This window comes from Kushneria halocnemicola (genome assembly GCF_965650455.1).
In the GTDB taxonomy this organism is placed as follows: Bacteria; Pseudomonadota; Gammaproteobacteria; order Pseudomonadales; family Halomonadaceae; genus Kushneria.
In genome coordinates this window covers 427502-450041 of sequence record NZ_OZ287968.1, presented here as the reverse complement: position 1 = coordinate 450041, position 22540 = coordinate 427502, and the positions used below count along the sequence as shown (strand labels likewise).

Annotated in this window: 20 protein-coding genes; 5 read left to right on the top strand and 15 right to left on the bottom strand. The window is 61.1% G+C overall.

Translation table 11 applies throughout. The annotated features are described in order from the left end of the window. Nucleotides 1-35 precede the first annotated feature (35 nt). The 13 genes from sufB to ACS92L_RS01820 all read right to left on the bottom strand — a co-directional run bounded on the left by sufB (nucleotide 36) and on the right by ACS92L_RS01820 (nucleotide 15575). Nucleotides 36-1478, bottom strand: coding sequence for a Fe-S cluster assembly protein SufB (sufB, locus tag ACS92L_RS01880; RefSeq protein WP_438766643.1), 1443 nt, complete (start codon nucleotides 1476-1478; stop codon nucleotides 36-38). Nucleotides 1479-1557: 79 nt separating this feature from the next. Beyond that, nucleotides 1558-2025 (bottom strand): SUF system Fe-S cluster assembly regulator, encoded by a 468-nt coding sequence (locus ACS92L_RS01875; RefSeq protein WP_438766642.1) that lies wholly within the window; start codon nucleotides 2023-2025, stop codon nucleotides 1558-1560. Between the two features lie 176 nt (nucleotides 2026-2201). Continuing rightward, a complete protein-coding gene (locus ACS92L_RS01870) occupies nucleotides 2202-3497 on the bottom strand; it encodes an adenylosuccinate synthase (RefSeq protein ID WP_438766641.1) in 1296 nt (431 codons plus the stop codon). A 56-nt stretch (nucleotides 3498-3553) separates the two neighbouring features. After that, nucleotides 3554-4738, bottom strand: coding sequence for an ATP phosphoribosyltransferase regulatory subunit (locus ACS92L_RS01865; protein ID WP_438766640.1), 1185 nt, complete (start codon nucleotides 4736-4738; stop codon nucleotides 3554-3556). Nucleotides 4739-4911: 173 nt separating this feature from the next. Continuing rightward, nucleotides 4912-5883, bottom strand: a complete 972-nt coding sequence (hflC, locus tag ACS92L_RS01860; RefSeq protein WP_438766639.1) for a protease modulator HflC — start codon at nucleotides 5881-5883, stop codon at nucleotides 4912-4914. Further along, the gene (gene hflK, locus ACS92L_RS01855; protein WP_438766638.1) at nucleotides 5883-7133 is read right to left on the bottom strand and encodes an FtsH protease activity modulator HflK; all 1251 of its coding nucleotides are present in this window, start codon (nucleotides 7131-7133) and stop codon (nucleotides 5883-5885) included. The genes hflC and hflK overlap by 1 nt, the downstream gene beginning before the upstream one ends. A 177-nt stretch (nucleotides 7134-7310) precedes the next feature. Continuing rightward, nucleotides 7311-8627, bottom strand: a complete 1317-nt coding sequence (gene hflX, locus ACS92L_RS01850) for a ribosome rescue GTPase HflX (RefSeq protein ID WP_438766637.1) — start codon at nucleotides 8625-8627, stop codon at nucleotides 7311-7313. A gap of 11 nt (nucleotides 8628-8638) precedes the next feature. Beyond that, a complete protein-coding gene (gene hfq / locus ACS92L_RS01845) occupies nucleotides 8639-8890 on the bottom strand; it encodes an RNA chaperone Hfq (RefSeq protein ID WP_438766635.1) in 252 nt (83 codons plus the stop codon). Nucleotides 8891-9009: 119 nt separating this feature from the next. Further along, complete coding sequence (miaA, locus tag ACS92L_RS01840) at nucleotides 9010-9954, bottom strand: tRNA (adenosine(37)-N6)-dimethylallyltransferase MiaA (protein ID WP_438766634.1); 945 nt, start codon at nucleotides 9952-9954, stop codon at nucleotides 9010-9012. A gap of 9 nt (nucleotides 9955-9963) precedes the next feature. Then, nucleotides 9964-11943, bottom strand: a complete 1980-nt coding sequence (gene mutL, locus ACS92L_RS01835) for a DNA mismatch repair endonuclease MutL (protein ID WP_438766633.1) — start codon at nucleotides 11941-11943, stop codon at nucleotides 9964-9966. A gap of 34 nt (nucleotides 11944-11977) precedes the next feature. Further along, complete coding sequence (locus ACS92L_RS01830) at nucleotides 11978-13453, bottom strand: N-acetylmuramoyl-L-alanine amidase (protein WP_438768379.1); 1476 nt, start codon at nucleotides 13451-13453, stop codon at nucleotides 11978-11980. A 70-nt stretch (nucleotides 13454-13523) separates the two neighbouring features. After that, a complete protein-coding gene (gene tsaE, locus ACS92L_RS01825) occupies nucleotides 13524-13994 on the bottom strand; it encodes a tRNA (adenosine(37)-N6)-threonylcarbamoyltransferase complex ATPase subunit type 1 TsaE (RefSeq protein ID WP_438768377.1) in 471 nt (156 codons plus the stop codon). 84 nt (nucleotides 13995-14078) lie between these two features. Continuing rightward, complete coding sequence (locus tag ACS92L_RS01820; RefSeq protein WP_438766631.1) at nucleotides 14079-15575, bottom strand: NAD(P)H-hydrate dehydratase; 1497 nt, start codon at nucleotides 15573-15575, stop codon at nucleotides 14079-14081. 318 nt (nucleotides 15576-15893) lie between these two features. On the opposite strand from ACS92L_RS01820, the gene queG reads away from it, so the two are divergent. Beyond that, a complete protein-coding gene (gene queG / locus ACS92L_RS01815; RefSeq protein WP_438768375.1) occupies nucleotides 15894-17006 on the top strand; it encodes a tRNA epoxyqueuosine(34) reductase QueG in 1113 nt (370 codons plus the stop codon). A gap of 12 nt (nucleotides 17007-17018) precedes the next feature. Here queG and orn read toward each other — a convergent pair whose 3' ends face one another. Next, nucleotides 17019-17564, bottom strand: a complete 546-nt coding sequence (orn, locus tag ACS92L_RS01810) for an oligoribonuclease (protein ID WP_438766630.1) — start codon at nucleotides 17562-17564, stop codon at nucleotides 17019-17021. 154 nt (nucleotides 17565-17718) lie between these two features. Between orn and rsgA the strand changes: the two genes are divergently transcribed. Continuing rightward, nucleotides 17719-18735 (top strand): small ribosomal subunit biogenesis GTPase RsgA, encoded by a 1017-nt coding sequence (rsgA, locus tag ACS92L_RS01805; protein ID WP_438766628.1) that lies wholly within the window; start codon nucleotides 17719-17721, stop codon nucleotides 18733-18735. Between the two features lie 75 nt (nucleotides 18736-18810). On the opposite strand, the gene ACS92L_RS01800 is transcribed toward rsgA, so the two are convergent. Next, nucleotides 18811-20139 carry an NCS2 family permease gene (locus tag ACS92L_RS01800; RefSeq protein ID WP_438766627.1) on the bottom strand — a complete coding sequence of 443 codons (1329 nt, stop codon included), beginning with the start codon at nucleotides 20137-20139 and terminating at the stop codon, nucleotides 18811-18813. A gap of 186 nt (nucleotides 20140-20325) precedes the next feature. Between ACS92L_RS01800 and ACS92L_RS01795 the strand changes: the two genes are divergently transcribed. From ACS92L_RS01795 to ACS92L_RS01785, 3 genes are all read left to right on the top strand, one after another. Next, complete coding sequence (locus ACS92L_RS01795; RefSeq protein WP_438766626.1) at nucleotides 20326-21153, top strand: sulfurtransferase; 828 nt, start codon at nucleotides 20326-20328, stop codon at nucleotides 21151-21153. An 87-nt stretch (nucleotides 21154-21240) separates the two neighbouring features. Next, nucleotides 21241-22119 carry an archaetidylserine decarboxylase gene (gene asd, locus ACS92L_RS01790; RefSeq protein WP_438766625.1) on the top strand — a complete coding sequence of 293 codons (879 nt, stop codon included), beginning with the start codon at nucleotides 21241-21243 and terminating at the stop codon, nucleotides 22117-22119. Nucleotides 22120-22213: 94 nt separating this feature from the next. Further along, on the top strand, nucleotides 22214-22510 hold the full coding sequence (locus ACS92L_RS01785) for a YciI family protein (protein ID WP_438766624.1): 297 nt from the start codon (nucleotides 22214-22216) through the stop codon (nucleotides 22508-22510). Nucleotides 22511-22540 lie beyond the last annotated feature (30 nt).

Here is a 22540-nt window from a genome sequence, read left to right as displayed (position 1 = left end):
GGGCAGCCATCAAGGCCGCCCGCATCAAGTGTCTATTAGCCGACCGAGCCTTCAAGCGTCACGCTCAGCAGTGCTTCGGCTTCTACCGCAAACTCCATCGGCAGCTCCTGAAAGACGTCCTTGCAAAAGCCGTTGACGATCATGCTGACCGCGTCTTCTTCCGAGATACCGCGGCTTTTGCAGTAAAAGAGCTGATCATCACCGATCTTTGAGGTCGTTGCCTCGTGTTCGATGGTGGAGCGGCTATTGCCGATTTCCTGATAGGGAAAGGTGTGTGCGCCACACTTGTCGCCGATCAAAAGCGAGTCACACTGGGTAAAGTTGCGACTGCCGGTGGCACGCGGCGAGACCTTGACCAGTCCACGATAGGACTGATTGCTCTTGCCGGCAGCAATGCCCTTGGAGACGATCGTGGACGAGGTGTTCTTGCCGATATGGATCATCTTGGTGCCGGTATCGGCCTGCTGACGCCCGTTGGTCACGGCCACCGAATAGAACTCGCCCTTGCTCTCGTTGCCACGCAGCAGACAGGACGGATATTTCCAGGTGATGGCAGAGCCGGTTTCAACCTGTGTCCAGCTGATGCGCGAGCGGTCGCCGCGGCAGTCACCGCGCTTGGTCACAAAGTTATAAATGCCGCCCTTGCCGTCTTCATCGCCCGGATACCAGTTCTGGACGGTAGAGTACTTGATATAGGCATCTTCCAGTGCCACCAGCTCGACCACAGCGGCATGCAGCTGGTTTTCATCACGCTGCGGCGCCGTGCAGCCTTCCAGATAGGAAACCTGGGCGCGCTTGTCGCACACGATCAGCGTACGTTCGAACTGACCGGTATTGGCGGCATTGATGCGAAAGTAGGTCGACAGTTCCATCGGGCAGGTGACGCCCTCGGGAATATAGACAAACGAGCCATCGGTGAAGACCGCCGAGTTGAGCGCGGCAAAGTAGTTGTCCCCCTGCGGCACGACCGTGCCCAGATACTGGCGTACCAGCTCGGGATACTCCCGGATGGCTTCCGAGATCGAGCAGAAGATAACACCGGCCTCGGCCAGCTTTTCCCGAAAGGTCGTGGTCACGGAGACCGAATCAAAGACTGCGTCTACCGCAACGCCGGCAAGCGCGGCGCGCTCATGAAGCGGGATACCCAGCTTCTCATAGGTTTCCAGCAGCTTGGGGTCGACCTCGTCCAGACTCTGGGGACGGTCTTCCGGCTTTTTGGGCGCGCTGAAATACGAGATGGCCTGATAATCGATCGGCGGATAGTCAAGATGCGCCCAGGAAGGCGATGTCATCTTGAGCCACTGGTGATAGGCCTCAAGACGCCAGTCCAGCATCCACTGTGGCTCGCCCTTTTTCTGCGAGATAAAGGCGATAACGCTTTCGTCGAGCCCGGGCGGAACCGTATCGCTTTCGATATCGGTCACGAAACCCTGCTTGTACTCGCGACGAGTAAGCTGCTCCATTGCTTCGGTTGCCATGATCCTCTCCCCTCAAACGGGTACTGTTCGTCTCATCGGTCGTTGGTCGGAACCGTCGTGTTGTATCGTCTGCGGTCCGTCAGATCCCACGTGCCTCACCGAGTGCCACACTCTGGATAGGCAGTTGTACAGGCAGTTTAATCGGCGCATCGTGCGCCAGATCGGCCAGCGTGACACTGTCCAGCAGCTGACGTACTGCCAGCGACACACGCTGCCAGTTGCTGGCCACGCCACAGCTGGACATCAGATCGCAATCACCATGACCATGACTGCACTCTGTCATGGCCACAGGGCCATCAATGGCGGTGATAATATCGCGCACCGTGATGGCACTGGCGCTACGTGACAGCCGATAACCGCCATTAACACCCCGCTGCGATGTCAAAAGCCCGGCACGCAGTAAGAGCTTGAGTGTCTTGCTGACGGTGGGTCGAGGCAGTCCGACGCGATCGGCAATATCGGCAGCAGCATGCGAGCAGTCGGGGTGGCGCGAGATCTGCGCCATCACCACTGCTCCGTAATCGCTCATTTTCGACAGCTTCAGCATGTCGGCCTCTTGCCTGACTGATTGCGTACTATTTTAGTCCTCATTACAGGCAGTGTGAACCCACTTCCTTGCCAATCAGCATGATAGCTTCAGGCTCTAAGTCCCCTGATGCAGCCGCCGGATACTAAAAATCCCTGATGAATCATCAGGGATTCGGAAACGGCCTGCACTATGGCTCAGTCATCGAAGGGATTGCGCAGAACAATGGTTTCCACGCGATCCGGCCCTGTCGAGATAATATCGATGGGCGTACCGATCTGTTCTTCGAGGAAACTGATGTAGGCGCGCGCATTGGCTGGCAGAGCATCAAGGGAGTGCGCCCCTACCGTGGATTCGCGCCAGCCCGGCAGATCACGATACTCCGGGCTGATCGCCTCATAGCCTTCGCTGTCCACCAGGTTGTCGATCAGTTCGCCATCCTTGGTGCGATAGCCGACGCACACGCGGATGTTTTCCAGACCGTCCAGCACGTCAAGCTTGGTCAGGCACAGCCCGGAGATCGAGTTGATCTGCACGGCATGACGCAGCGCCACGGCATCAAACCAGCCGCAGCGACGGGCACGACCGGTGTTGGAGCCAAACTCATGACCGTGCTCGGCCAGATGGCGACCAAACTCGTCGAAAAGCTCGGTGGGGAACGGGCCGGAACCAACACGGGTGGTATAGGCCTTGGTAATACCCAGCACGTAATCCAGATAGAGCGGACCCACACCGGAGCCGGTGGCCGTGCCGCCGGCCGTGGTATTGGAGCTGGTCACGTACGGGTAAGTGCCGTGATCGATATCCAGAAGCGACCCCTGGGCACCCTCGAACATGATGTTCTTGTCCTGCTTTCGCAGGTCATGCACAAAGGAGACCGTATCGCAGATCATCGGGCGCAGCTCTTCAGCCATGGCCATGGCCTGGTCCAGCACTTCCTGGAAATCCACGGCAGGCTCGCCATGATAGCGGGTCAGTACAAAGTTGTGATAGTCGAGCACTTCCCCGAGCTTGCTGGCAAAACGCTCGCGATGCAGGATGTCGCCAAGGCGCAGGCCACGGCGTGCCACCTTGTCTTCGTAGGCCGGCCCGATACCCCGGCCGGTGGTGCCGATCTTGGCCACGCCACGCGCCTTTTCACGCGCCACATCAAGAGCTACGTGATACGGCAGGATCAGCGGGCAGGCCGGCGACAGGCGCAGCCTTTCGCGCACGGGCACGCCGCTTTCTTCAAGCTCGGCCATTTCGCTGAGCAACGCTTCCGGCGAGAGCACGACGCCATTGCCAATGACACAGGTCACATCGGGGCGCAGGATGCCTGAAGGAATCAGGCGCAAAATGGTTTTTTTGCCATCGATGACCAGCGTATGACCGGCGTTGTGGCCACCCTGAAAGCGAACCACGGCGGACGCCGATTCCGTAAGCAGATCGACGACCTTGCCCTTGCCTTCATCGCCCCACTGCGTGCCCAGTACTACGACATTCTTGCCCATTGTTTCATCTCTGATTCAAAGGCCTGCCCGGAACAGGCAGACACCGGGTGTCTAATTCAGTTGGCGAGCGGCTCAACCTGCCAGGCGCCGTCACGGTAAATAAGCTGACGGTCGCAGAAATGGGCCAGTGCATCGGTGGACTGGCCCGGCAACTGCTGAACGACCCGCTCACCGGCATCACGCAGTGCATGAATTTGCTGGCGCAGGCCAGCATCTTCTTCCATGGGTGCCCAGATACCATCATGAGAAGGCGCGCGCTGACAAAGGGTTGCCAGTTGCTTGAGATCCATGGAGCAGCCGGTCGCCGGGCGCGGCCGCCCGAAAGCGTGGCCGGTATCGTCGTAGCGACCGCCCTTGACCAGCGCCTGACCGTAACCCGGGACGTAGGCGGCAAAGACCAGCCCCGTGTGGTACTGATAGCCGCGCAACTCTGCCAGATCGAAGTAAAGCGTGACGTCACCATGGGCCGCGCTCAATACGTTCTGCAGCGAACTCAGCTGATCGAGCGCCTCGATAATGGCCTGTGACCCGTTGGCAAAAACCCTGCGGGCGCGCTCGAGAACATCCGCGCTGCCATGCAGGCGCGGCAGCTGCTTGAACATGGCGGCAAGCGCAATGTCAGAAATGTGCTGCTCGATCAGGGCATCCACTTCCGAGACCGCCTTGCGCTCCAGCGCCTCGAAAATCAGTGACTCGACATCCGCCTCGAGTCGGGCCTCTTCTGCGAGCGCCCGATAGATACCGATGTGGCCGATGGCAAGATGGACATCACTGGCACCGGCAAAGGACAGGCTCGCAAGCGCCAGCTTCACGATTTCGATATCGGCCTCGATGCCGGCATGACCGAAAAGCTCAAGGCCTGCCTGCACCGGGCTGCGCCCACCCTGATGCTCATCGGCCCTGGCGCGCAGCACATGCGCGCAGTAACACAGCCGAACCGGGCCCTGACGACGCAGGGAGTGGGCGTCCATTCTGGCCACCTGAGGCGTTACATCGGCACTGGCACCCATCAGGCGACCGGTCAACTGGTCGGTCAGCTTGAACGTTTGTAAATCAAGATCGGTACCGGCACCGGTAAGAAGGGAGTCCAGAAACTCTACCGGCGGCGGCATGACCAGGTCGTAACCCCAGCGATAGTAGAGATCCATCAGGCCGCGACGCAGCGACTCCATACGCAGCGCCTGAGGCGGCAGCACTTCATCCATACCGTCCGGCAGCAGCCAGCGATCAGCAATGGTCATCGAACATGCCCTGACAGAAGTAAAAAAACGGTGGCACGGGCAGCACCCGAACAGGCACCACATCACGGCTATCGACAAACGACAGCCACAAAAAAACCGGGGGAAACCCCCGGTTGAAGGATACTATCACAACTCGTCGGCGGAGAAATCCCGCCCCGGCATCTTTACTCGATTCAGGGCGACACTGCCGAGGATTGCTCTTCGTTGCCCTGCTTGAACAGCTGCAGGAACTGGTTGCTGGCCGGGCTTAACACCATCAGATCGTTATTGCCCTGGAAGCTTTCACGATAGGCCTGAAGCGTGCGATAGAAATCGAAGAAACCGGCATTTTGCTGATAGGCCGCCGAATAGATGGCCGCCGCTGACGCATCGCCTTCACCACGAGTGGTTTCAGCAATCTGACGTCCGCCGGCGAGCAGTTCTTCACGCTGGCGATCGGCGTCTGCCATGATCTCCTCGGCCTGACGCGTTCCTTCAGCGCGATAGCCACGAGCGGCCTGTTCACGCTGCGAGTTCATGCGCTCATAGACGGCCTGGGTGACTTCACTGGGCAGTTCGATGCGCTTGACTCGAATATCGAGAATGCGCACGCCAAGCTCCTGACGCATTGCCTGATCAAGCTGTGAAATCGGATCCACCATAAGCTCATCACGCTCGGTGGCAACATCACTGTTTTCCTCTTTCACCTTTTTGACGACATCCTCATTGTTACTTTGCGTTGCAGGACGCTCGCGAACAATCTGCGTCAGTGTCGTCTGGCCGAACTTGTTACGCAGTGCCTCGTCGGTACGCGGTGCAATTAGACGCTCGGCCGCCTGCTCGTTGCCTCGCGTGGCCTCGTAGTAAAGACCCGGGTCGATGATCTGCCACTTCACGAACGAATCCACGATGACAGCCTTGGAGTCGCTGGTCAGATAGCGCGTGGCGCTGGCATCCACCGACAGGATGCGGGTATCGAAGATCCTGACGGTGTTGAGGATGGGCCACTTGAAATGCAGACCCGGTTGAATGTCGTTTTCCACAATTTCACCAAAGCGCAGTTTGATGCCACGCTCGGTTTCATTGATCGTATAAAGGCTGGCGCTGCCGACCCAGGCAAGAATGCCCAGTACGATCACGATGACAAGGGCGCGATTATTGAACATTAGCGTCCCTCCCGCAGGCTGTTACGACCGTTGTTTTGCTGCTGATTGCTTCTCATGTGCTCGACGACCTGCTGAGAGAGCTGCTCCAGCTGACGCGCATCCACGTTATTCTGGTTGCTGTCGCTGTTGCGATTGCCGCTGTTGTCACCACGCCCCATCTGGTTGAGCGGCAGAACCGTTACCGCATCGTTGCCTTCACCCAGATCCACCAGCGCCTTGGGCGTATTCGAAAGAATCTCGGTCATGGTGTCCAGATACAGACGCTGACGCGTTACGTCGGGTGCCTTCTCGTACTCACCCAACAGTGAGATGAAACGGTTGGTTTCACCCTGTGCGTCGGCCACCACTGCGGCCTTGTAACCCTGCGCCTCTTCGATCATGCGCTGACGCCGACCTTCGGCTTCAGGCAGGATGGCATCTCGATAGGCGTTGGCGCGGTTGATGGTGCGCTGCTGTTCTTCGCGCGCACGGATAACGTCATCAAAGGCGTTTTGAACCTGATCCGGGGGCGATGTGGACTCCATGTTGACCGTCTGAAGCCGGATACCGGTGCCATAGGCTTCAAGGTAGGACGCCAGCCGATCATAGATGTCGCCGGCCAGCTCTTCACGACCGGTGGTCAGAATCTGCTGCAGATCCATGTTGCCCACTTCCTGACGCAGGGCACTGTCCATGGCGTTTTGCAACGTCATTTCGGGGCCGCGTACGTTGACCAGAAACGCGTGCGGATCCGAGACCACGTACTGAGAAGAGATGCTGACACGCACGATGTTTTCATCACGCGTAAGCATGGAATCCGTCTGGCTGGCAGAACGAATCCGCGTCACATTGACACTCTCTACCCGATCGATCAGCGGCGGATTCCAGTGCAGGCCCGGCCCGATGGTATTGGTATATTTACCGAAGCGGAAAATAACGCCGCGCTCGGACTGGTCGATCAGGTGAAAGCCCGATCCGGCCCAGACCACAACGCCCACGATCAGAACAACGATGGGCAATAACAGGGCGCTGCGGCCACTGCCACCGCCGCCCTGATTATTGCCATTGTCATCGCCACCGTTGACCGAGCGAAGCTGGCGACGACCCAGCAGCCCGTTGAGCTTGTTGCGCAGTTTCCTGATCACTTCATCAAGATCAGGAGGTCCCCCACCCTGGTTATTATTGCCACCGCCGCCGCCGCGACGATCGCCACCACTCCAGGGATCCTGCTGGTTATTATTGCCGCCACCACCAGGCTCATTCCAGGCCATACATCTTCTCCACTGGGCAAGAGTTGCGAAACGCCAGTTTCATAACATCATTACGCGCCATTCTTACAGTAGCGCTTTGAATATCCGATCATCCTGATAATGCCGGAAGCGTCCCTATTTGTAGCATGTCGTCATACCGAAGACCTGAAATTCTTCCTGGCATGACAAAGTGGCGTTTTATTCCTGCCACTGTTCCCGGCCCTGCTCTGCCCGGGAGAGATAGTCGTCCGGATTCTCATCGGCGTGAGAAAGAAGACGCAACAGATCACGACGCGGCAGGCGAAGCTTTAAATGCGTTCTGCCCTCGTCATCATGGGTTTCTTCCTGCACTGCGCCATGGGAAAAGAGCTGAGCGCGCAGCCAGCCCTGAGAGGGCTCCAGCACCATCGAAGTTTCCACGATGTCCGTGGCCAGACGTTCGGAAAGGGCCTGCTCCAGCAGATCAAAGCCGGTGCCCTCCCGCGACGACAGCCAGACGGTGGAGACCGCCTCATCGGCACTACGCTCAAGACGTGGCGACATGCCCAGCAGATCGATCTTGTTCATGACAAGAAGTCTTGGCACCTCACCGGCGCCGATCTCGTCAAGTACAGCATTAACCTGCTCGATATGAGCATCTCGCTGCGGGTCGGCGGCATCAATGACATGCACCAGCAGGCTGGCTTCGGCCGCCTCCTGAAGCGTGGCACGAAACGCCTCGACCAGCTTGTGCGGCAGATGACGAATGAACCCGACCGTATCGGCCATGACGATAGGGCCAACATCGCTGATTTCCAGACGTCTGAGCGTGGGATCGAGCGTGGCAAAAAGCTGATCGGCGGCATAGACATCGGCGTTGGTCAGCGCGTTGAAAAGCGTTGACTTGCCCGCGTTGGTGTAACCCACCAGCGAGACCGACGGAATCTCTGCGCGCGTGCGTGAGCGGCGGTTCTGGTCGCGCTGACTGCGAACCCGATCCAGACGCTTGTGAATGGCCTTGATGCGGCCACGCAGCAAGCGCCGGTCGGTTTCGAGCTGGGTTTCCCCGGGCCCGCGCAGCCCGATACCACCCTTTTGGCGCTCAAGGTGCGTCCAGCCCCGTACCAGACGGGTCGACATGTACTCGAGCTGGGCAAGCTCTACCTGCAGCTTGCCTTCATGTGTTCTGGCACGCTGTGCAAAGATGTCGAGAATCAGACCGGTACGGTCCAGTACCCGACACTGCAGGATCCGCTCAAGATTGCGTTCCTGAGAAGGCGAGAGAGAGTGGTTGAAGATGGCAAGCTCGGCGTGATGCGTACTCAGCATCTCGCGCAGCTCTTCGAGCTTGCCTTCACCAATCATTGTCTTGGGGCTGGGAGAGCGACGGCTGCCCGTCAGCAGCGATGCTGGTACGGCACCGGCGCTGCGTACCAGCTCCATGAACTCTGAAGTGTCTTCGCGCTCGGTACTGTCCTGGAAATCGATATGCACCAGGACAGCCGTTTCTCCCGAATCAGGGCGTTCAAAAAACAATCAGCGCCTCTCTATTGGGTTTCCTGACCGGGAGCAGCAGTATCCTGCGCCGGTAAACGGACGTTACGCGCAGGAACTACCGTCGAGATGGCGTGCTTGTAGACCATCTGACTGACGGTGTTGCGCAGCAAAATGACAAACTGATCGAAGGACTCGATCTGGCCCTGAAGCTTGATGCCATTGACCAGAAAGATGGAGACGGGGATACGCTCCTTACGCAGGATATTGAGATACGGATCCTGAAGGGATTGTCCTTTGGACATGTGGCTCTCCCAAAATATTAATTGCTGTATGTTTATCGGTTTTTAACTTGCTGCAAGCGCAAGAAAGATCCACGTCCCGGAGGCTCATGTGAGGCTCACTGGTAACCGATCATATTACGCTAAGTGCCGATGTCGCGCACGATTTTCAGTAGTCGTGGCACAATCCCGGCCTCCTGCGGGTCAAGCGACACGGCGCCCGGCCAGCGCCGCAACCAGGTGATCTGGCGCTTGGCCAGTTGCCGGGTTGCGGTCAGCGCCCTGAACGCCATTTGGGGGCAGTCGTCACCGCGATCAAGTCCTTCCCATACCTGACGATAGCCCACGCTTTTCATTGAAGGTAAATCCGGACTTAAATCACCGCGTGCGCGAAGCGCTTTCACCTCTTCAACGAAGCCAGCGGCAAACATCTTGTCAAGACGCTGCTGGATACGCGCATGCAAAAGCGAGCGGTCGCCGGGCAGCAGCGCGATCGGATGCGGCGTAAACGGCAATGTGACACTCGACTGCCGCGCCCAGTGGGCGCTCAGCGTCTCGCCGCTGGCCCGATAGACTTCCAGCGCCCGCATGAGCCGCTGCGGATCGTTGGGATGCAGCCGCGCCGCAGCCTCGGGATCCACCCTTGAGAGCTCGGCGTGCAGCGCCCCGGGGCCGCCCTGCTCGAGCAGCTCGCTGAGTGACTGACGAATATCGGGGTCGGCCCGAGGCATATCAGCGACGCCTTCGGTGAGCAGCCGGAAATAGAGCATGGTCCCACCGACCAGCAGCGGCACCCGCCCTTGGGCGGTAATCTTTTCGATGCAGGAAAGCGCATCCTCGCGAAAAGCCACGCCCGAATAGGGTTCGGATGGATCACGAATATCGATCAGGTGGTGCGGGGCCCGTGCCAGCTCCTGCGCAGAAGGCTTGGCGGTTCCGATGTCCATGCCCCTGTAGACCAGCGCTGAATCCACGCTGACCAGCTCAACGCCCAGCTGCTCGTGCAGCTCGATGGCAAGGTCGGTCTTGCCGACCGCCGTGGGCCCCATCAACATAATGACCGGCGGACGCGATACGGCAACGCTCATGAGGTCATCCTACTGTCCACGCAGAAAAAGGCGGTCAAGGTCGCGCATCGACATCTCCGTCCAGGTCGGTCGGCCATGATTGCACTGGCCGCTGCGCTCGGTGCGCTCCATGTCCCGCAACAAGGCATTCATCTCCTCGATTTCGAGACGTCGATTGGCGCGCACGCTGCCGTGACAGGCCATGGTCGAGAGCAGATCGAAAAGATGATCATTGACGACGCGGCTGCGGCCGTAGCGCTCGAGCTCTTCAAGCATTTCGCGGACCAGCGCTTCAACGCCGGCGCTTTTCACCAGTGCCGGCACTTCCCGGATCAGCAGCGTTTCGGGGCCTGCCGCTTCAAGGGTGACGCCCATTGAGGCAATCGTTGTCTGCTCGCGCTCGGCAAGTTCGACCTGCGCGTCGCTGACCGACATCGACACCGGCACCAGCAGCGGCTGGGTATCGATACCCTCGCCCAGATACTGCGCTTTCATGCGCTCATAGGTGATGCGCTCGTGGGCAGCGTGCATGTCGACCACCACCATGCCGCGCTCGGTCTGCGACAGGATGTAGACCCCGTGAAGCTGTGCCACGGCATAGCCCAGCGGCGGCGCCCGCGTCTCATCAACCGATGGCGCAACCTGCGGTCGATCAAACCGGGCCGTGCCGGCAGCCGGCGGTGGCGCAGCGGCAGATGTCCCCTGCGAGTCGCGGCTGTCCTGCGCTGGCGTGCGCGAGGTCAGCAGTCGCTCCTCATGATCCGGATGCAGGGCACGATAGCCGGCCATGAACTCCCGAACCTGCTGTTCGCCCGGCCGCCCGGCGCCCTGATACTGCCCCGATGGCGATGCACCCGCACCGGCGCGACCGGCAGCCTGTCCACTGGCCGCCTCGCCCAGCGCCATGCGCTGCTGATCAAAGCGAGGCTCGGGCGCCGGCGCAGCAGGGGCCTCGGGTTCCGGCGCGGCTTGCCCCTGCGGCCTGACCTCCGCCAGCGCCCGATGCAGGCTCGAAAACAGGAAGTCATGCACCAGCCGACCGTCTCGAAAGCGCACTTCGTGCTTGGTGGGATGCACGTTGACATCCACCCCGTGGGCGTCAAGATCCAGATAGAGCACAAAGACCGGATGGCGACCGTGGAAAAGCACATCGCGATAGGCCTGGCGCACGGCGTGCGCCACCAGTCGGTCGCGAATCACCCGGCCGTTGACGAAAAAGTACTGCTGATCGGCCTGGCTTCGGGTATGAGACGGCAGCCCCACCCACCCCTTCAGCGCCAGACCGGTCGCAGCCATATCGATATGGATGGCGTTGTCCAGAAAGCTGCGCCCCAGCAGCTGAGCGATGCGCTTTTCCATCACCTTCTGGCTGTCGCCGCCCATCAGCTGATGCACGGTTTTTTGATTGTGACGCAGTACCAGATCGATATCCTGACGCGACAGGGCCAGCCGGCGGAAAGCTTCCTCGACGTGATTGAATTCGGTCTTTTCAGTACGCAGAAACTTGCGTCGCGCCGGCGTATTGAAAAAGAGATCGCGCACCGTCACGGTCGTGCCGCGCGGGTGTGGCGCCGGTGACAGACGCGGCGCCATCTCACGGCCCTCGGCAACCACCCGCCAGCCATTGACCGGGTCATCGCTGGTATTGGAATAGAGTTCGAGTCTCGACACGGCGCTGGTCGCCGCCAGCGCCTCGCCACGAAACCCGAGGCTTGCTACACCCTCGAGATCATCCAGCGAAGTGATCTTGCTGGTGGCATGGCGAGACAGCGCCAGCCCCAGGTCGTCGTGTTCGATACCGCTGCCGTTGTCGCGCACCCGGATGAGACGGCTGCCGCCGGACTCCAGCTCGATCTCGATGCGGGAACTACCGGCATCGATGGCGTTTTCCACCAGTTCCTTGACGACCGACGACGGGCGCTCGACCACCTCACCGGCCGCAATCTGGTTGGCCAGACGCGGCGCCAGCGCCTGGATGCGGCGGGCCTCAACGACTGCTGTCTGGTTCATTCAGGCTCTCCTGTTGTCATCAACGACCTCGCCATCAGGGGATATTGAGCACCTGCCCCAGGCGCAGCACGTCGGTGTCCAAGTTATTCACCCGGCGCAGCGTGGCCAGAGAAACATTGTTGCGCGCCGCGATGCCGGACAGCGTATCGCCGGGCTGAACGCGATACTCGTTGGACCCGCCACCGCGATTCTGGTCACGCTGCCAGGCCAGCAGGCTGTCAGGCGGCGGACTGCGCGAGAAGTGTTGTCGAATGCCCTGGGCAATCGCATCGGCCAGCTTCTCCTGATGCGCCGGAGACTTGAGCAAGCGCTCCTCGGACGGGTTGGTCAAAAAGCCGGTCTCGACCAGAAGCGAGGGAATATCCGGCGACTTGAGCACCACAAACCCTGCCTGCTCGACGCGCGAGTGGAACAGCTTGTTAAACGTCGAAACACGACCAAGCACATCCGTACCGGCCGCCAGCGAATCGTTGACGGTGGCGGTCATGCTCAGATCCAGCAGCACACCACGCAGCACCTGATCCTTGTCATCGAGATTCAGGTCGCCATCGACCCCACCAATCAGGTCGGCGCGGTTTTCGCTTTGTGCCAGCCAGCGGGCGCGCTCGGACGTCGCGCCGTGCTGGGACAGCGCATAGACCGAGGTACCACGAGGGGAGCTCGAACCGCCGGCGTCGGCATGCACCGACACAAAGAAATCGGCATGGCGTTCACGAGCAATGCGCGTACGGCCACGAAGCGGAATGAAGGTGTCATCACTGCGGGTCATGTAGGCCTTGAACCCATCCATGGCATCCAGCTTGGTCTTGACCCGTCGACCGATCTGGAGAACCACGTTCTTTTCATGGGTGCCACCGGGGCCGGAAGCGCCGGGGTCCTTGCCACCATGACCGGGGTCCACCACCACGATAATATCGCGCCGCGGATGGGGCTTTGCCTGCTGACGCGACTCCGCGGTCGGCTCATTGCTGACCTGCTGTGTCGGCGGTGCGGTTTGCGTCGCACGGCTGCCGGCCAGTCGGCCACGTGCCGCCTGTTCCTGCTGCTGAATCATGGCGGTAATGGGGTCGTCGTCACCACTCGATGCCGCGGAAGGACGACTGCCACTCTCTCCGGGCGCCAGATCAACCACCAGACGATAGCCGTGACCACCCCCCGGGGGGAGCTTGAAAGCATTGGGCGTGGCCTGACGATCCAGCTCCACGACCACGCGCAGATCGGTGCCGTCGCGCACGCCGGAGCGGACGTCTCTCACCATGCCGCGCCCGTCAACGGCGCTGCCAAGCGTCGTATTCAGGGTGGTATTGGCCAGGTCGATCACCAGTCGTGCGGGGTTATCCAGGGTGAACACGTCAGCCTCGGCCTCGCTTGAGAGATCAAAGACCAGGCGTGTCCCGTCACTGTCGGTCCATTGACGGAGCCCCTCAAGCTGTGCGGCCTGAGCGGCGGTGGCCATGACACTCAACATGACCATGGCCAAAAGGGTCAAAAAAGCTGCCGGAAACTTCATCACTGCCTTATCACTGTATTGGTGTTCATGGCGGATGCGCCGGACATGCCCGACACGCGATCCCGGGCCCTCATGAAGGGTCCCGGGTCAACACCGCCAGTCGTTGCAGGGCCTGGACCCCATGGTCGCTGCCGGCTTCGAGCACCAGATGTCGCCCCTTGTCGATCAGCGACAGCGTAATGACAACATCGGCCGCAGGCAGCCAGCCTTCACCACGCACCGGCCACTCCACAAGCGTGAGCGCCTCGTCAGCCAGCATGTCACGCGCGCCCAGAAACTCGAGCTCTTCAGGGTCGCCCAGGCGATAAAGATCAAAGTGATACACCCGAGCGGTATCAAGGTCATAGGGCTCTACCAGCGTATAGGTCGGGCTCTTGACCGCGCCATCATGGCCCAGCGCACGCAAAACCCCACGGGCCAGGGTGGTCTTGCCGGCCCCCAGCTCGCCGTTGAGATAAACAATGCCGCGATACTCGAGCGCCTCGGCCAGCTGATGTCCTATCGCCACCTGAGCGGCTTCATCGCCGGGTTCAAGGGTCATGGTTGTCTTGCTCACGATGTTTCACTTTTAACGGAGACGCGGCCTGCCGCGGTATCGGCAGGCCCTTGGGATAATGTCATCCTGTTACTTGCCAGGATTAGCGCGCCGGCGCGCGTAGCATGCCAGATCGCTTGCCAGCAGACCACGTTCGCCATGGTCACAGGCGGCATCATCCGCGGCCAGGCCATGAATCAAAACGCCACTGGCCGCCGCTTCCAGCGGTGACAGCCCCTGTACCAGCAGCGAGGCGATCATGCCGCCCAGCACATCGCCCATGCCCCCGGAGGCCATGCCCGGATTGCCAAAGGGACTGATAAAGCACTCATCAGCGCTTTCACCGCCGACCACCAGCGTGCCGGCGCCCTTGAGCACAATCACGCCACCGTAACGACGATGCAGGGCGAGTGCCGCCTGATAGCGATCGTTTTGCACCTCGGCCACGCTGCACGCCAGCAGCATGGCGGCCTCCCCTGGATGCGGGGTCAGGATCCAGTCATCACGATGCTCACCGCCGTAGCCCGCGGCCAGCAGATGAAGGCCGTCGGCATCCATAAGCCTTGGGCCGGCAGCGTTCATGACGGCCTGCATCAGCCCCTGCCCCCAGGCACCCTGCCCCAGCCCCGGGCCAATCAGTACGGCGGTGGCCTTGTCGACCAGGTCTTCGATATCCAGACCGTTGCGGGCCTCGCGCACCATCATCTCCGGGCAGCGGGTCAGCGCCGGCGGAATATGGACGGCGGCCGTGGCCAGACTGACAAGCCCTGCGCCCAGCCGTGCGGCGGTTTCGGCGCTCATGATGGTCGAGCCGCCAAAACCGGGCTGACCGCCGACCACCAGCAGATGGCCGCAGTCACCCTTGTGGGTGGTCGGGCGCCGCGCAGGCAGCGTGTCGTGGAGCCGCTCGGCCACAAGCAGCTCACCCATATGCTCGTTGGCCGCCAGCGTTGCCTCGGAGACGCTCAAGGGCGCCAGCACGATCTCACCGGTGACATCGCTCGCCTGACCGGTATACAGGCCGAACTTGCGCGCGATAAACGTCACCGTCAGATCGGCCTCGACCGTCTCACCCAGCAGCGCCCCGGTATCAGCGTTCAGCCCTGAGGGAATATCCAGTGCCACCACCGGTTGTGAGGCTGAATTAATGCGCGCGATGGCGCCATCAAAGGGCGAGCGTATCTCGCCCCGGGTTCCGGTCCCCAGCAACGCATCGACAATCACGTCTGTTTCGGGTGCGATCTCATGCCCCTGATGCCAGTCGTCGATGTTGACGCCGCTTTCGCGGGCCAGATGTACGGCTTCGGCGGCTTCACCCTGGAGTTCATCCGACGCTCGCAGGGCCACAAGCTGCACCTCAAGTCCCTTTTGAAGTGCCAGCGCCGCCACGACATAGCCGTCCCCGCCGTTGTTGCCGCTGCCACAAAACACGCACAGATGTCGTGCCCGCGGCCAGCGTTCAACGATTGCTTCAAGGGCGGCCTGCCCGGCCTGCATCATCAGGGCAAACCCGGGCACACCCTGTGCCACGGTGCGTTGATCCAGTGTCTGTACCTGCCCTGCGCTGTAGAGTCGTGCGTTCGCCATCGTGGCTTTCTCCTTGCGGACCATCCATGTCATTGATTCTTGTCGGACAGGCAGTATTGTGACCCCGCACACCCGGACGGGTTCCGGGCGCGCACGTCCTGTCACGGCAAAAGAGGCACCTGCCCCTTTGGTCTGCAGGTCCCTGCGCTGTCATACTAACCCGCTATATACCATGCCCTTTCTACCCGGCATCCATTACGTCCCCGTCACACCGAGCCTCGAGGCTCGAATGCCATGACCACTTCAAAGACTGTCAGAGCCGACAACGCCAGCGCCTCCGCAAGCACCGACGCCGCCCGGGCGCTTGATCCCGCCGAGATGGCAGACAAACTGCGCGTCTGGGCGCGTGAGCTGGGCTTTCAGCAGCTGGGCATCACCGATACCGATCTCGACGCGCACGAAGCCTATCTGAACCGATGGCTCGAGGCGGGCTATCACGGCGAGATGGATTACATGGCGCGTCATGGCACCAAACGAACCCGCCCGGCCGAACTGGAGCCCGGCACGCTGCGCATTATCAGCGTGCGCATGGACTATCTGCCGCCGGAAATCGAGAGCACGCGCGTGCTGGGCCAGCCGGAGCGCGCCTATGTGGCACGTTACGCGCTCGGTCGCGACTATCACAAGCTGATCCGCAAGCGCCTGACGCAGCTGGCCCAAAAGCTGCAACAGGAGATCGGTGATTTCGGCTTTCGCGCCTTCGTCGACTCGGCGCCTGTCATGGAACGGGCGCTGGCCCAAAAGGCCGGCATCGGCTGGTTCGGCAAAAACGCCATGATTCTCAACCCACAGGCCGGGTCGCTGTTTTTTCTCGGCGAGCTTTACACTGACCTGCCTCTGCCGGTGGATGAGCCCTTCAAGCGCGACCATTGCGGCAAATGCACCCGCTGCCAGACCTGGTGCCCGACCGGCGCCATCGTGGATGACAAGGTGATCGATGCCCGGCGCTGTATCTCCTATCTCACCATCGAAAAGCACGGCCCCATCCCGCTGGAATATCGCCGCGCCATGGGCAACCGCGTTTTTGGCTGTGACGACTGTCAGCTTGTCTGCCCCTTTACCCGTTTCACGCGTGCCACGCGAGAGAAGGATTTTGCCCCGCGCCACGCACTCGACCGCGCCCGGCTGGTCGATCTGTTCAACTGGAGCGAGCCGGAATTTCTCGAGCACACCCAGGGCAGCGCCATTCGCCGGCTGGGCTATGAGCGCTGGTTGCGCAACCTGGCCGTGGGCCTGGGTAACGCGCCCTTCAGCGAAGAGATCGTCACAGCGCTGCGAGCGCGGCTGGCCTGGCCCAGCGATCTGGTGCGCGAGCACGTACGCTGGGCACTGTCAGAGCAGGTTCTAAAACGAGACGAAGGCCGGGAGGTTTCCAACCCGCCTCTGATCGAGGCAGGCTACAGCGATATCATCGCGCGAGCGCCCGCCTGATCCAGGGAAGGCTTACAGCGCCAGCAGATGCGTTCGGTAGTGACGCAGCTCCTCGATGGAGTCGCGAATGTCGTCGAGTGCCAGATGGGTGCCCTTTTTGGTGAGGCCCTCAAGCGCCGCCGGTTTCCAGCGCCGCGCCAGCTCCTTGAGCGTGGAGACATCCAGATTGCGGTAGTGGAAAAAGGCTTCCAGCGCCTGCATCTCGTGCTGCATGAAGCGTCGATCCTGATGGACGCTATTGCCGCACATCGGTGAGGCGCCCTTGTCGATGTGCTGTTCCAGAAAGCGCAGGGTCGCCGCCTCGGCTTCCTGCGTGGAGACCGGGCTCTGACGTACCCGCTCGGTCAGCCCTGTACCGCCATGGGTGCGGGTGTTCCAGTCATCCATGAGCGCGAGCTGCTCATCGCTCTGGTGAATGGCCATCACCGGCCCTTCGGCGATGATGTTGAGCTGGCTGTCGGTGACGATGGTGGCGATCTCGATAATACGATCCCGCGCCGGATCCAGACCGGTCATTTCGAGATCGATCCAGATCAGACGTTCGTTTTGAGTACTCATGACACTTTCCGGATAGACTTGAAGGGAGATTCCTCCCGATGCCCCTGAACGGGCCGGGATGAAACACGAATGCCCTCAAGCGTACAATTGCGCGACGCTTTCCACCAGCCGGGATCGGCGCCGGTGCGCAAGTCCAAGACATTCCAGGAGTTTCATGAGTCAACGCAAGCTATCCCGCCAGCAACGCTGGCGTGTCGAGAAGGTCCAGGCCGAGCGTATCAAGCGTGCCGAAAAGCGCGAGCAGACCGATCAACGCCAGCTGGCCGAGGGGGAATACGGTCCCGAGCAACTCGGGCGCGTGGTGGCGCATTTCGGGCGCAACATGGAGGTGGAAGGCACCGACGGCGTGCGCCATCTATGCCATCTGCGCGCCAATCTCGACACCCTGGTCACCGGCGACCGGGTCAGCTGGCGCGAGGCGAGTGATGGCACTGGTGTGGTCGAGGCGCGTCTGGAGCGTTACTCGACGCTGGAACGCCCGGATGCCCGCGGCCGTCTCAAGAGCGTGGCGGCCAACATCGATCGCATCATGATCGTGTTTGCCGTGGAGCCCGAGCCGCATCCGTTTTTGATCGACCGCTATCTGGTCGCCGCCGAGGCCACCGGGATCGCCCCGGCCCTGGTGCTCAACAAGATGGATCTGCTCGATGAGCACCACATGCTCCATGCGCTTGCCAGCCGCTACCGGACGCTGGGCTATCCGGTCATCGGCGCCTCGACCCGGCGTGACGACGGTCTTGAGGATCTGATCGCCGCCATGGATGACACCACGGCGGTGTTCGTCGGCCAGAGCGGTGTGGGCAAGTCGTCGCTGATCGATGCGCTGCTGCCCGAGGAATCACTGGCCGTGGGCGAGCTCTCCGTGGACACGCGCAAGGGCCGCCATACCACGACCACGGCCCGGCTTTATCACTTCAGCCAGAGCAGCGGCGCCCTGATCGACTCTCCCGGCATCCGCGAGTTCGGCCTGGGCCATCTCGACGAGCAGCAGGTCGAAAACGGCTTTATCGAGTTCCGTCCCTGGCTGGGCCACTGTCGTTTTCGTGACTGTCGCCACCGCCTGGAGCCCGGCTGCGCCATTCTGGCCGCAGCCGAGCGCGGCGAGATCCTGCCCGAACGACTGGAGAGCTTTCGCCGCATCGTTCATGAGCTCAATGCCCCGCCCCGGTAATCTCTCAAGCGGCTGACCGAGCGCAAAAAAGGGCCGCCCGAAGGCGGCCCTTTCTTGTGTGATGCCGGAAACACCCTACTCTTGAAACAGCAACAGCAGCGACAGCGCGGCCAGAATCCACATGGTCGGGCGAATCTCGTGGCGCTTGCCAACGCCTGCCTTGACCACCACAAACGCCAGAAAGCCGAAGATCACGCCGTGGGTGATCGAGTAGGTCAGCGGGATCAGGATCATGGCGATAAAGGCCGGGATGGCATCATCAAACTCGTACCAGTTGATGTGGCGGATCGGGTCGAGCATGAACACCCCCACCATGATCAGCGCCGGCGCCGTGGCGATCGAGGGCACCAGTGACAACAGCGGCGACAGAAATAGAAAGGGCAGAAAGAGCAGCGCCGCCGTCACCGCCACCAGTCCGGAACGCCCGCCCTGGCTGATGCCTGCCGCCGACTCGACATAGGCATTGGCCGGGCTGGTCCCCAGCGGCGCCGAAATCACCGCCGACATGGCATCCACCATCATGGACTGGCGAATATTGCGCGGCTCGCCGTTGCGATCGAGCAGCTTGCCGGCATGGCACACGCCCACAAACGTCGATAGGGCGTCAAAAAACGTGGTGAACAACACCACGAAAATAAACGGCCAGTAGATGACATTGAGCGCCCCGATCAGATCCAGCTGCCCTACGGCGCTGAAATCCGGCAGGGCAAAGATGCCTTCGAAATTGACCAGCGTCGCCGTGCCCGCAGGCGAAAACGCGCTGGCATCGCCCCAGAGCCGCCCGATGGCTGCGGCCATCACCGTGGTTGTCACAATGCCGATGATCAGTGCGCCCGGCATGTTGCGCGCCACCAGCACAGCCGTGATGGCAAGCCCGATCAGAAAGGTCACAAGCGTCGGCGACATCTCGCCCAGCCCCACCACGGTGGCCGGATTGCTGACCAGAAAGCCCGCATTGACCAGGCCAATGACCGTAATGAAAAGCCCGATGCCACAGGAGATCGCATAGCGCAGCTGTGCCGGAATGGCATCAATGATGTAGCGGCGCACGTTGAATACCGCCAGCACGGCAAAAAGGATGCCTGCCCAGAACACGCAGCCCAGCGCCGTCTGCCAGGGAATTCCCGCGCCGATGACCATCGTGTAGGTAAACAGCGCGTTGATGCCCATGCCCGGTGCCACCAGGATGGGGTTGCGCGCATAGAGCCCCATCATCAGGCTGCCAAAGAAGCTGACCAGCACGGTCGCGGTCAGGGCACTGGCAAAGGGAATGCCGGCCGCACTCATGATGGTCGGATTGACCACAATGATGTACATGGCCGCCAGAAAGGTGGCAATACCGGCCAGGATATCGCGACGCACGCTGCTGCCCTGACTTGTTATTTTAAAAAATGATTCGAGCACGCTGACTCTCCACTTGCACTGTTGTTCGTCCTGATACCTGATGAATGGTCGATACGTCGTTGCAGGTCATGTTGTCAAAACATCGCTGTTCCTGAAGACCGGCATTGCCACCGTTCGCGAGGTGCCATCGAGTGTGCAATGCTTGGGCCATGTTAACCCGCGCGCGCCGCTGAAAGGAGAGTGAGGATGTCACAGGATGAGGCAAGGTTCCCTCGAATCATCGAGCCCCGGGCGCTGTCTGCGCATCTTGACGCCCCCGATCTTTTGATCATCGATGTCCCGGCCAACGCTCAAAGCTATCGTGATGGCCACGTGCCGGGGGCGGTCTTTCTCGATTACCGCCGTTTGCTGTCGGGTCAGCCGCCGGTTGCCAATGACATCCCTGATGAAGTGGCCCTGTCGACGCTTTTTTCAGAGCTTGGCCTTACACCACAGACCCATGTGATCGTCTATGACGATGAAGGTGGTGGCTGGGCCGGCCGACTGGCCTGGACGCTGACCCTGCTAGGCCATGATCGGTGGTCCTATCTCAACGGCGGCATTCACGCCTGGAAGGGAGATGACCTGCCCGTGGCGGTTGAAGAAACAACTCCTGCGCCCTCGCGGTTTGAGGCGCGTATTGAACGCCCGGAACTGATCATCGATCGCGAAGAGCTGATCGAGCGCCTTGAAGACCCGACGCTTGCCATCTGGGATGCCCGCAGTCCCGATGAATACGACGGGGTCAAGGGCAACAACCAGCGGCTGGGCCATATCCCCGGCGCGGTCAATCTGGAATGGACCGACACCATGGATAAAAACCGGCAGCTGCGCCTGCGCGACCTGTCGGAGCTGGTCAGTGACCTTGTTGCCATGGGCATCGACGCAGAAAGCGAAATTGCCACCCACTGCCAGAGCCATCACCGCAGCGGCCTGACCTGGATGATCGGTTACACGCTGGGCTACAACATTCGCGCCTACCCCGGCTCGTGGCAGGAATGGGGCAACCGGGACGACACGCCCATCGAGACCTGATGACCCGCCCCTGCCGGCCATGGGCTTGAGCCTCCGGCAGGGGTATGCAACATTGCCCTCACTCATTACTGCCTTGTGGTGCTCCTTTTGAATCGTGATCGTCTGTTTGCCCTGCTGCAATATCCGCTGCCCCAGCACGCCATCTCCCGACTGGCGGGACAGTTTGCCGATTCGCGCACGCCCTGGATTCGCGATACGTTCATCCAGCGCTTTGCCCGTCACTATGACGTTGACATGAGCGAGGCCCTCAATCCCGATCTGAGCAGCTACAAGAGCTTCAACGAGTTCTTTACCCGGCCGCTGCGCCCCGATGCCCGCCCGATCGACTCAGGGATCGTCTCCCCGGCCGACGGCGTGCTCTCCCAGTTCGGGCGCATCGATTACGGCACGCTCATGCAGGCCAAGGGCCACGCCTACTCGCTGACCGCCCTGCTCGGCGGTGACGAAGCCGCCGCGACCGAGCTGCGCGACGGCAGTTTCGCCACGGTCTATCTCTCCCCGCGGGATTATCACCGCGTGCACATGCCGCTTGAGGGGCGTTTGATCCGCACCATCTACGTGCCCGGCCGGCTCTTTTCGGTCAATCAGGCCACCGCCCGCGAAGTGCCGGGCCTTTTTGCCCGCAACGAGCGGCTGGTATGTCTGTTCGAGACCGAGCTGGGGCCCATGGCGCTGGTACTGGTGGGGGCGATGATCGTCGCCGGGATCGAGACCGTCTGGGCCGGCCAGGTCACACCGCAGTCCCGCCAGCCCCAGGGCACTGCCTGGAACAACGCCGATGTCACACTGGGCAAGGGCGATGAGATGGGCCGCTTTCATCTGGGGTCCTCTGTCGTCATGTGTCTGCCAAAGGCCTACACCTTCAACGACAGCCTGACACCCGGCATGAAGATTCGTCTGGGCGAGCAGCTCGCCCCTGATCCCGACATTCCGGCTGATACGCTCACGCCCGAAGAGCTGGCCTGAGCCTCAAGAATTGACTTAATGACACCGACTGGCCGGCGCCTTCGGGCCAGCCGAAGCCATGGCGAGCGGTTTCGACCCTGACAAGGAGCAAGACATGACGCAGTTTACCCTGCTGGCATGGGACTATACGGACGAGGGCGCGCTCGAGCGGCGCATGGGCTGTCGCGAGGCGCATCTGGCAGCCCTGCGTGAACTTTATCATCAGGGGCACTTCATCAGCGGCGGGGTCATTGTCGATGACAACGGCAAAATGATCGGCTCCAACGTCCATTTCCAGTTTGAAAGCCGAGAAGCTCTGAACGCCTGGCTTGAAACCGAGCCCTACGTAACGCAAAGAGTGTGGGAGCATATCGACATTCGCGAGATCAGGCTGCTCGACCCGCACGCCTGACACACCTGTTCTGCAGGACCCCGGACCCGC

Coding starts and splice junctions, on each gene's coding strand:
- tsaE (WP_438768377.1), bottom strand. CDS start 13,994: ATGACCCTTGAACCCGGCGATGAAGCCGCTCAGGTGGCGATAGGACAT.
- hfq (WP_438766635.1), bottom strand. CDS start 8,890: ATGTCCAAAGGACAATCCCTTCAGGATCCGTATCTCAATATCCTGCGT.
- ACS92L_RS01795 (WP_438766626.1), top strand. CDS start 20,326: ATGTCACAGGATGAGGCAAGGTTCCCTCGAATCATCGAGCCCCGGGCG.
- ACS92L_RS01820 (WP_438766631.1), bottom strand. CDS start 15,575: ATGGCGAACGCACGACTCTACAGCGCAGGGCAGGTACAGACACTGGAT.
- sufB (WP_438766643.1), bottom strand. CDS start 1,478: ATGGCAACCGAAGCAATGGAGCAGCTTACTCGTCGCGAGTACAAGCAG.
- mutL (WP_438766633.1), bottom strand. CDS start 11,943: ATGAACCAGACAGCAGTCGTTGAGGCCCGCCGCATCCAGGCGCTGGCG.
- ACS92L_RS01870 (WP_438766641.1), bottom strand. CDS start 3,497: ATGGGCAAGAATGTCGTAGTACTGGGCACGCAGTGGGGCGATGAAGGC.
- ACS92L_RS01865 (WP_438766640.1), bottom strand. CDS start 4,738: ATGACCATTGCTGATCGCTGGCTGCTGCCGGACGGTATGGATGAAGTG.
- queG (WP_438768375.1), top strand. CDS start 15,894: ATGGCAGACAAACTGCGCGTCTGGGCGCGTGAGCTGGGCTTTCAGCAG.
- ACS92L_RS01875 (WP_438766642.1), bottom strand. CDS start 2,025: ATGCTGAAGCTGTCGAAAATGAGCGATTACGGAGCAGTGGTGATGGCG.
- hflK (WP_438766638.1), bottom strand. CDS start 7,133: ATGGCCTGGAATGAGCCTGGTGGTGGCGGCAATAATAACCAGCAGGAT.
- rsgA (WP_438766628.1), top strand. CDS start 17,719: ATGAGTCAACGCAAGCTATCCCGCCAGCAACGCTGGCGTGTCGAGAAG.
- ACS92L_RS01830 (WP_438768379.1), bottom strand. CDS start 13,453: ATGAAGTTTCCGGCAGCTTTTTTGACCCTTTTGGCCATGGTCATGTTG.
- ACS92L_RS01785 (WP_438766624.1), top strand. CDS start 22,214: ATGACGCAGTTTACCCTGCTGGCATGGGACTATACGGACGAGGGCGCG.
- orn (WP_438766630.1), bottom strand. CDS start 17,564: ATGAGTACTCAAAACGAACGTCTGATCTGGATCGATCTCGAAATGACC.
- hflC (WP_438766639.1), bottom strand. CDS start 5,883: ATGTTCAATAATCGCGCCCTTGTCATCGTGATCGTACTGGGCATTCTT.
- miaA (WP_438766634.1), bottom strand. CDS start 9,954: ATGAGCGTTGCCGTATCGCGTCCGCCGGTCATTATGTTGATGGGGCCC.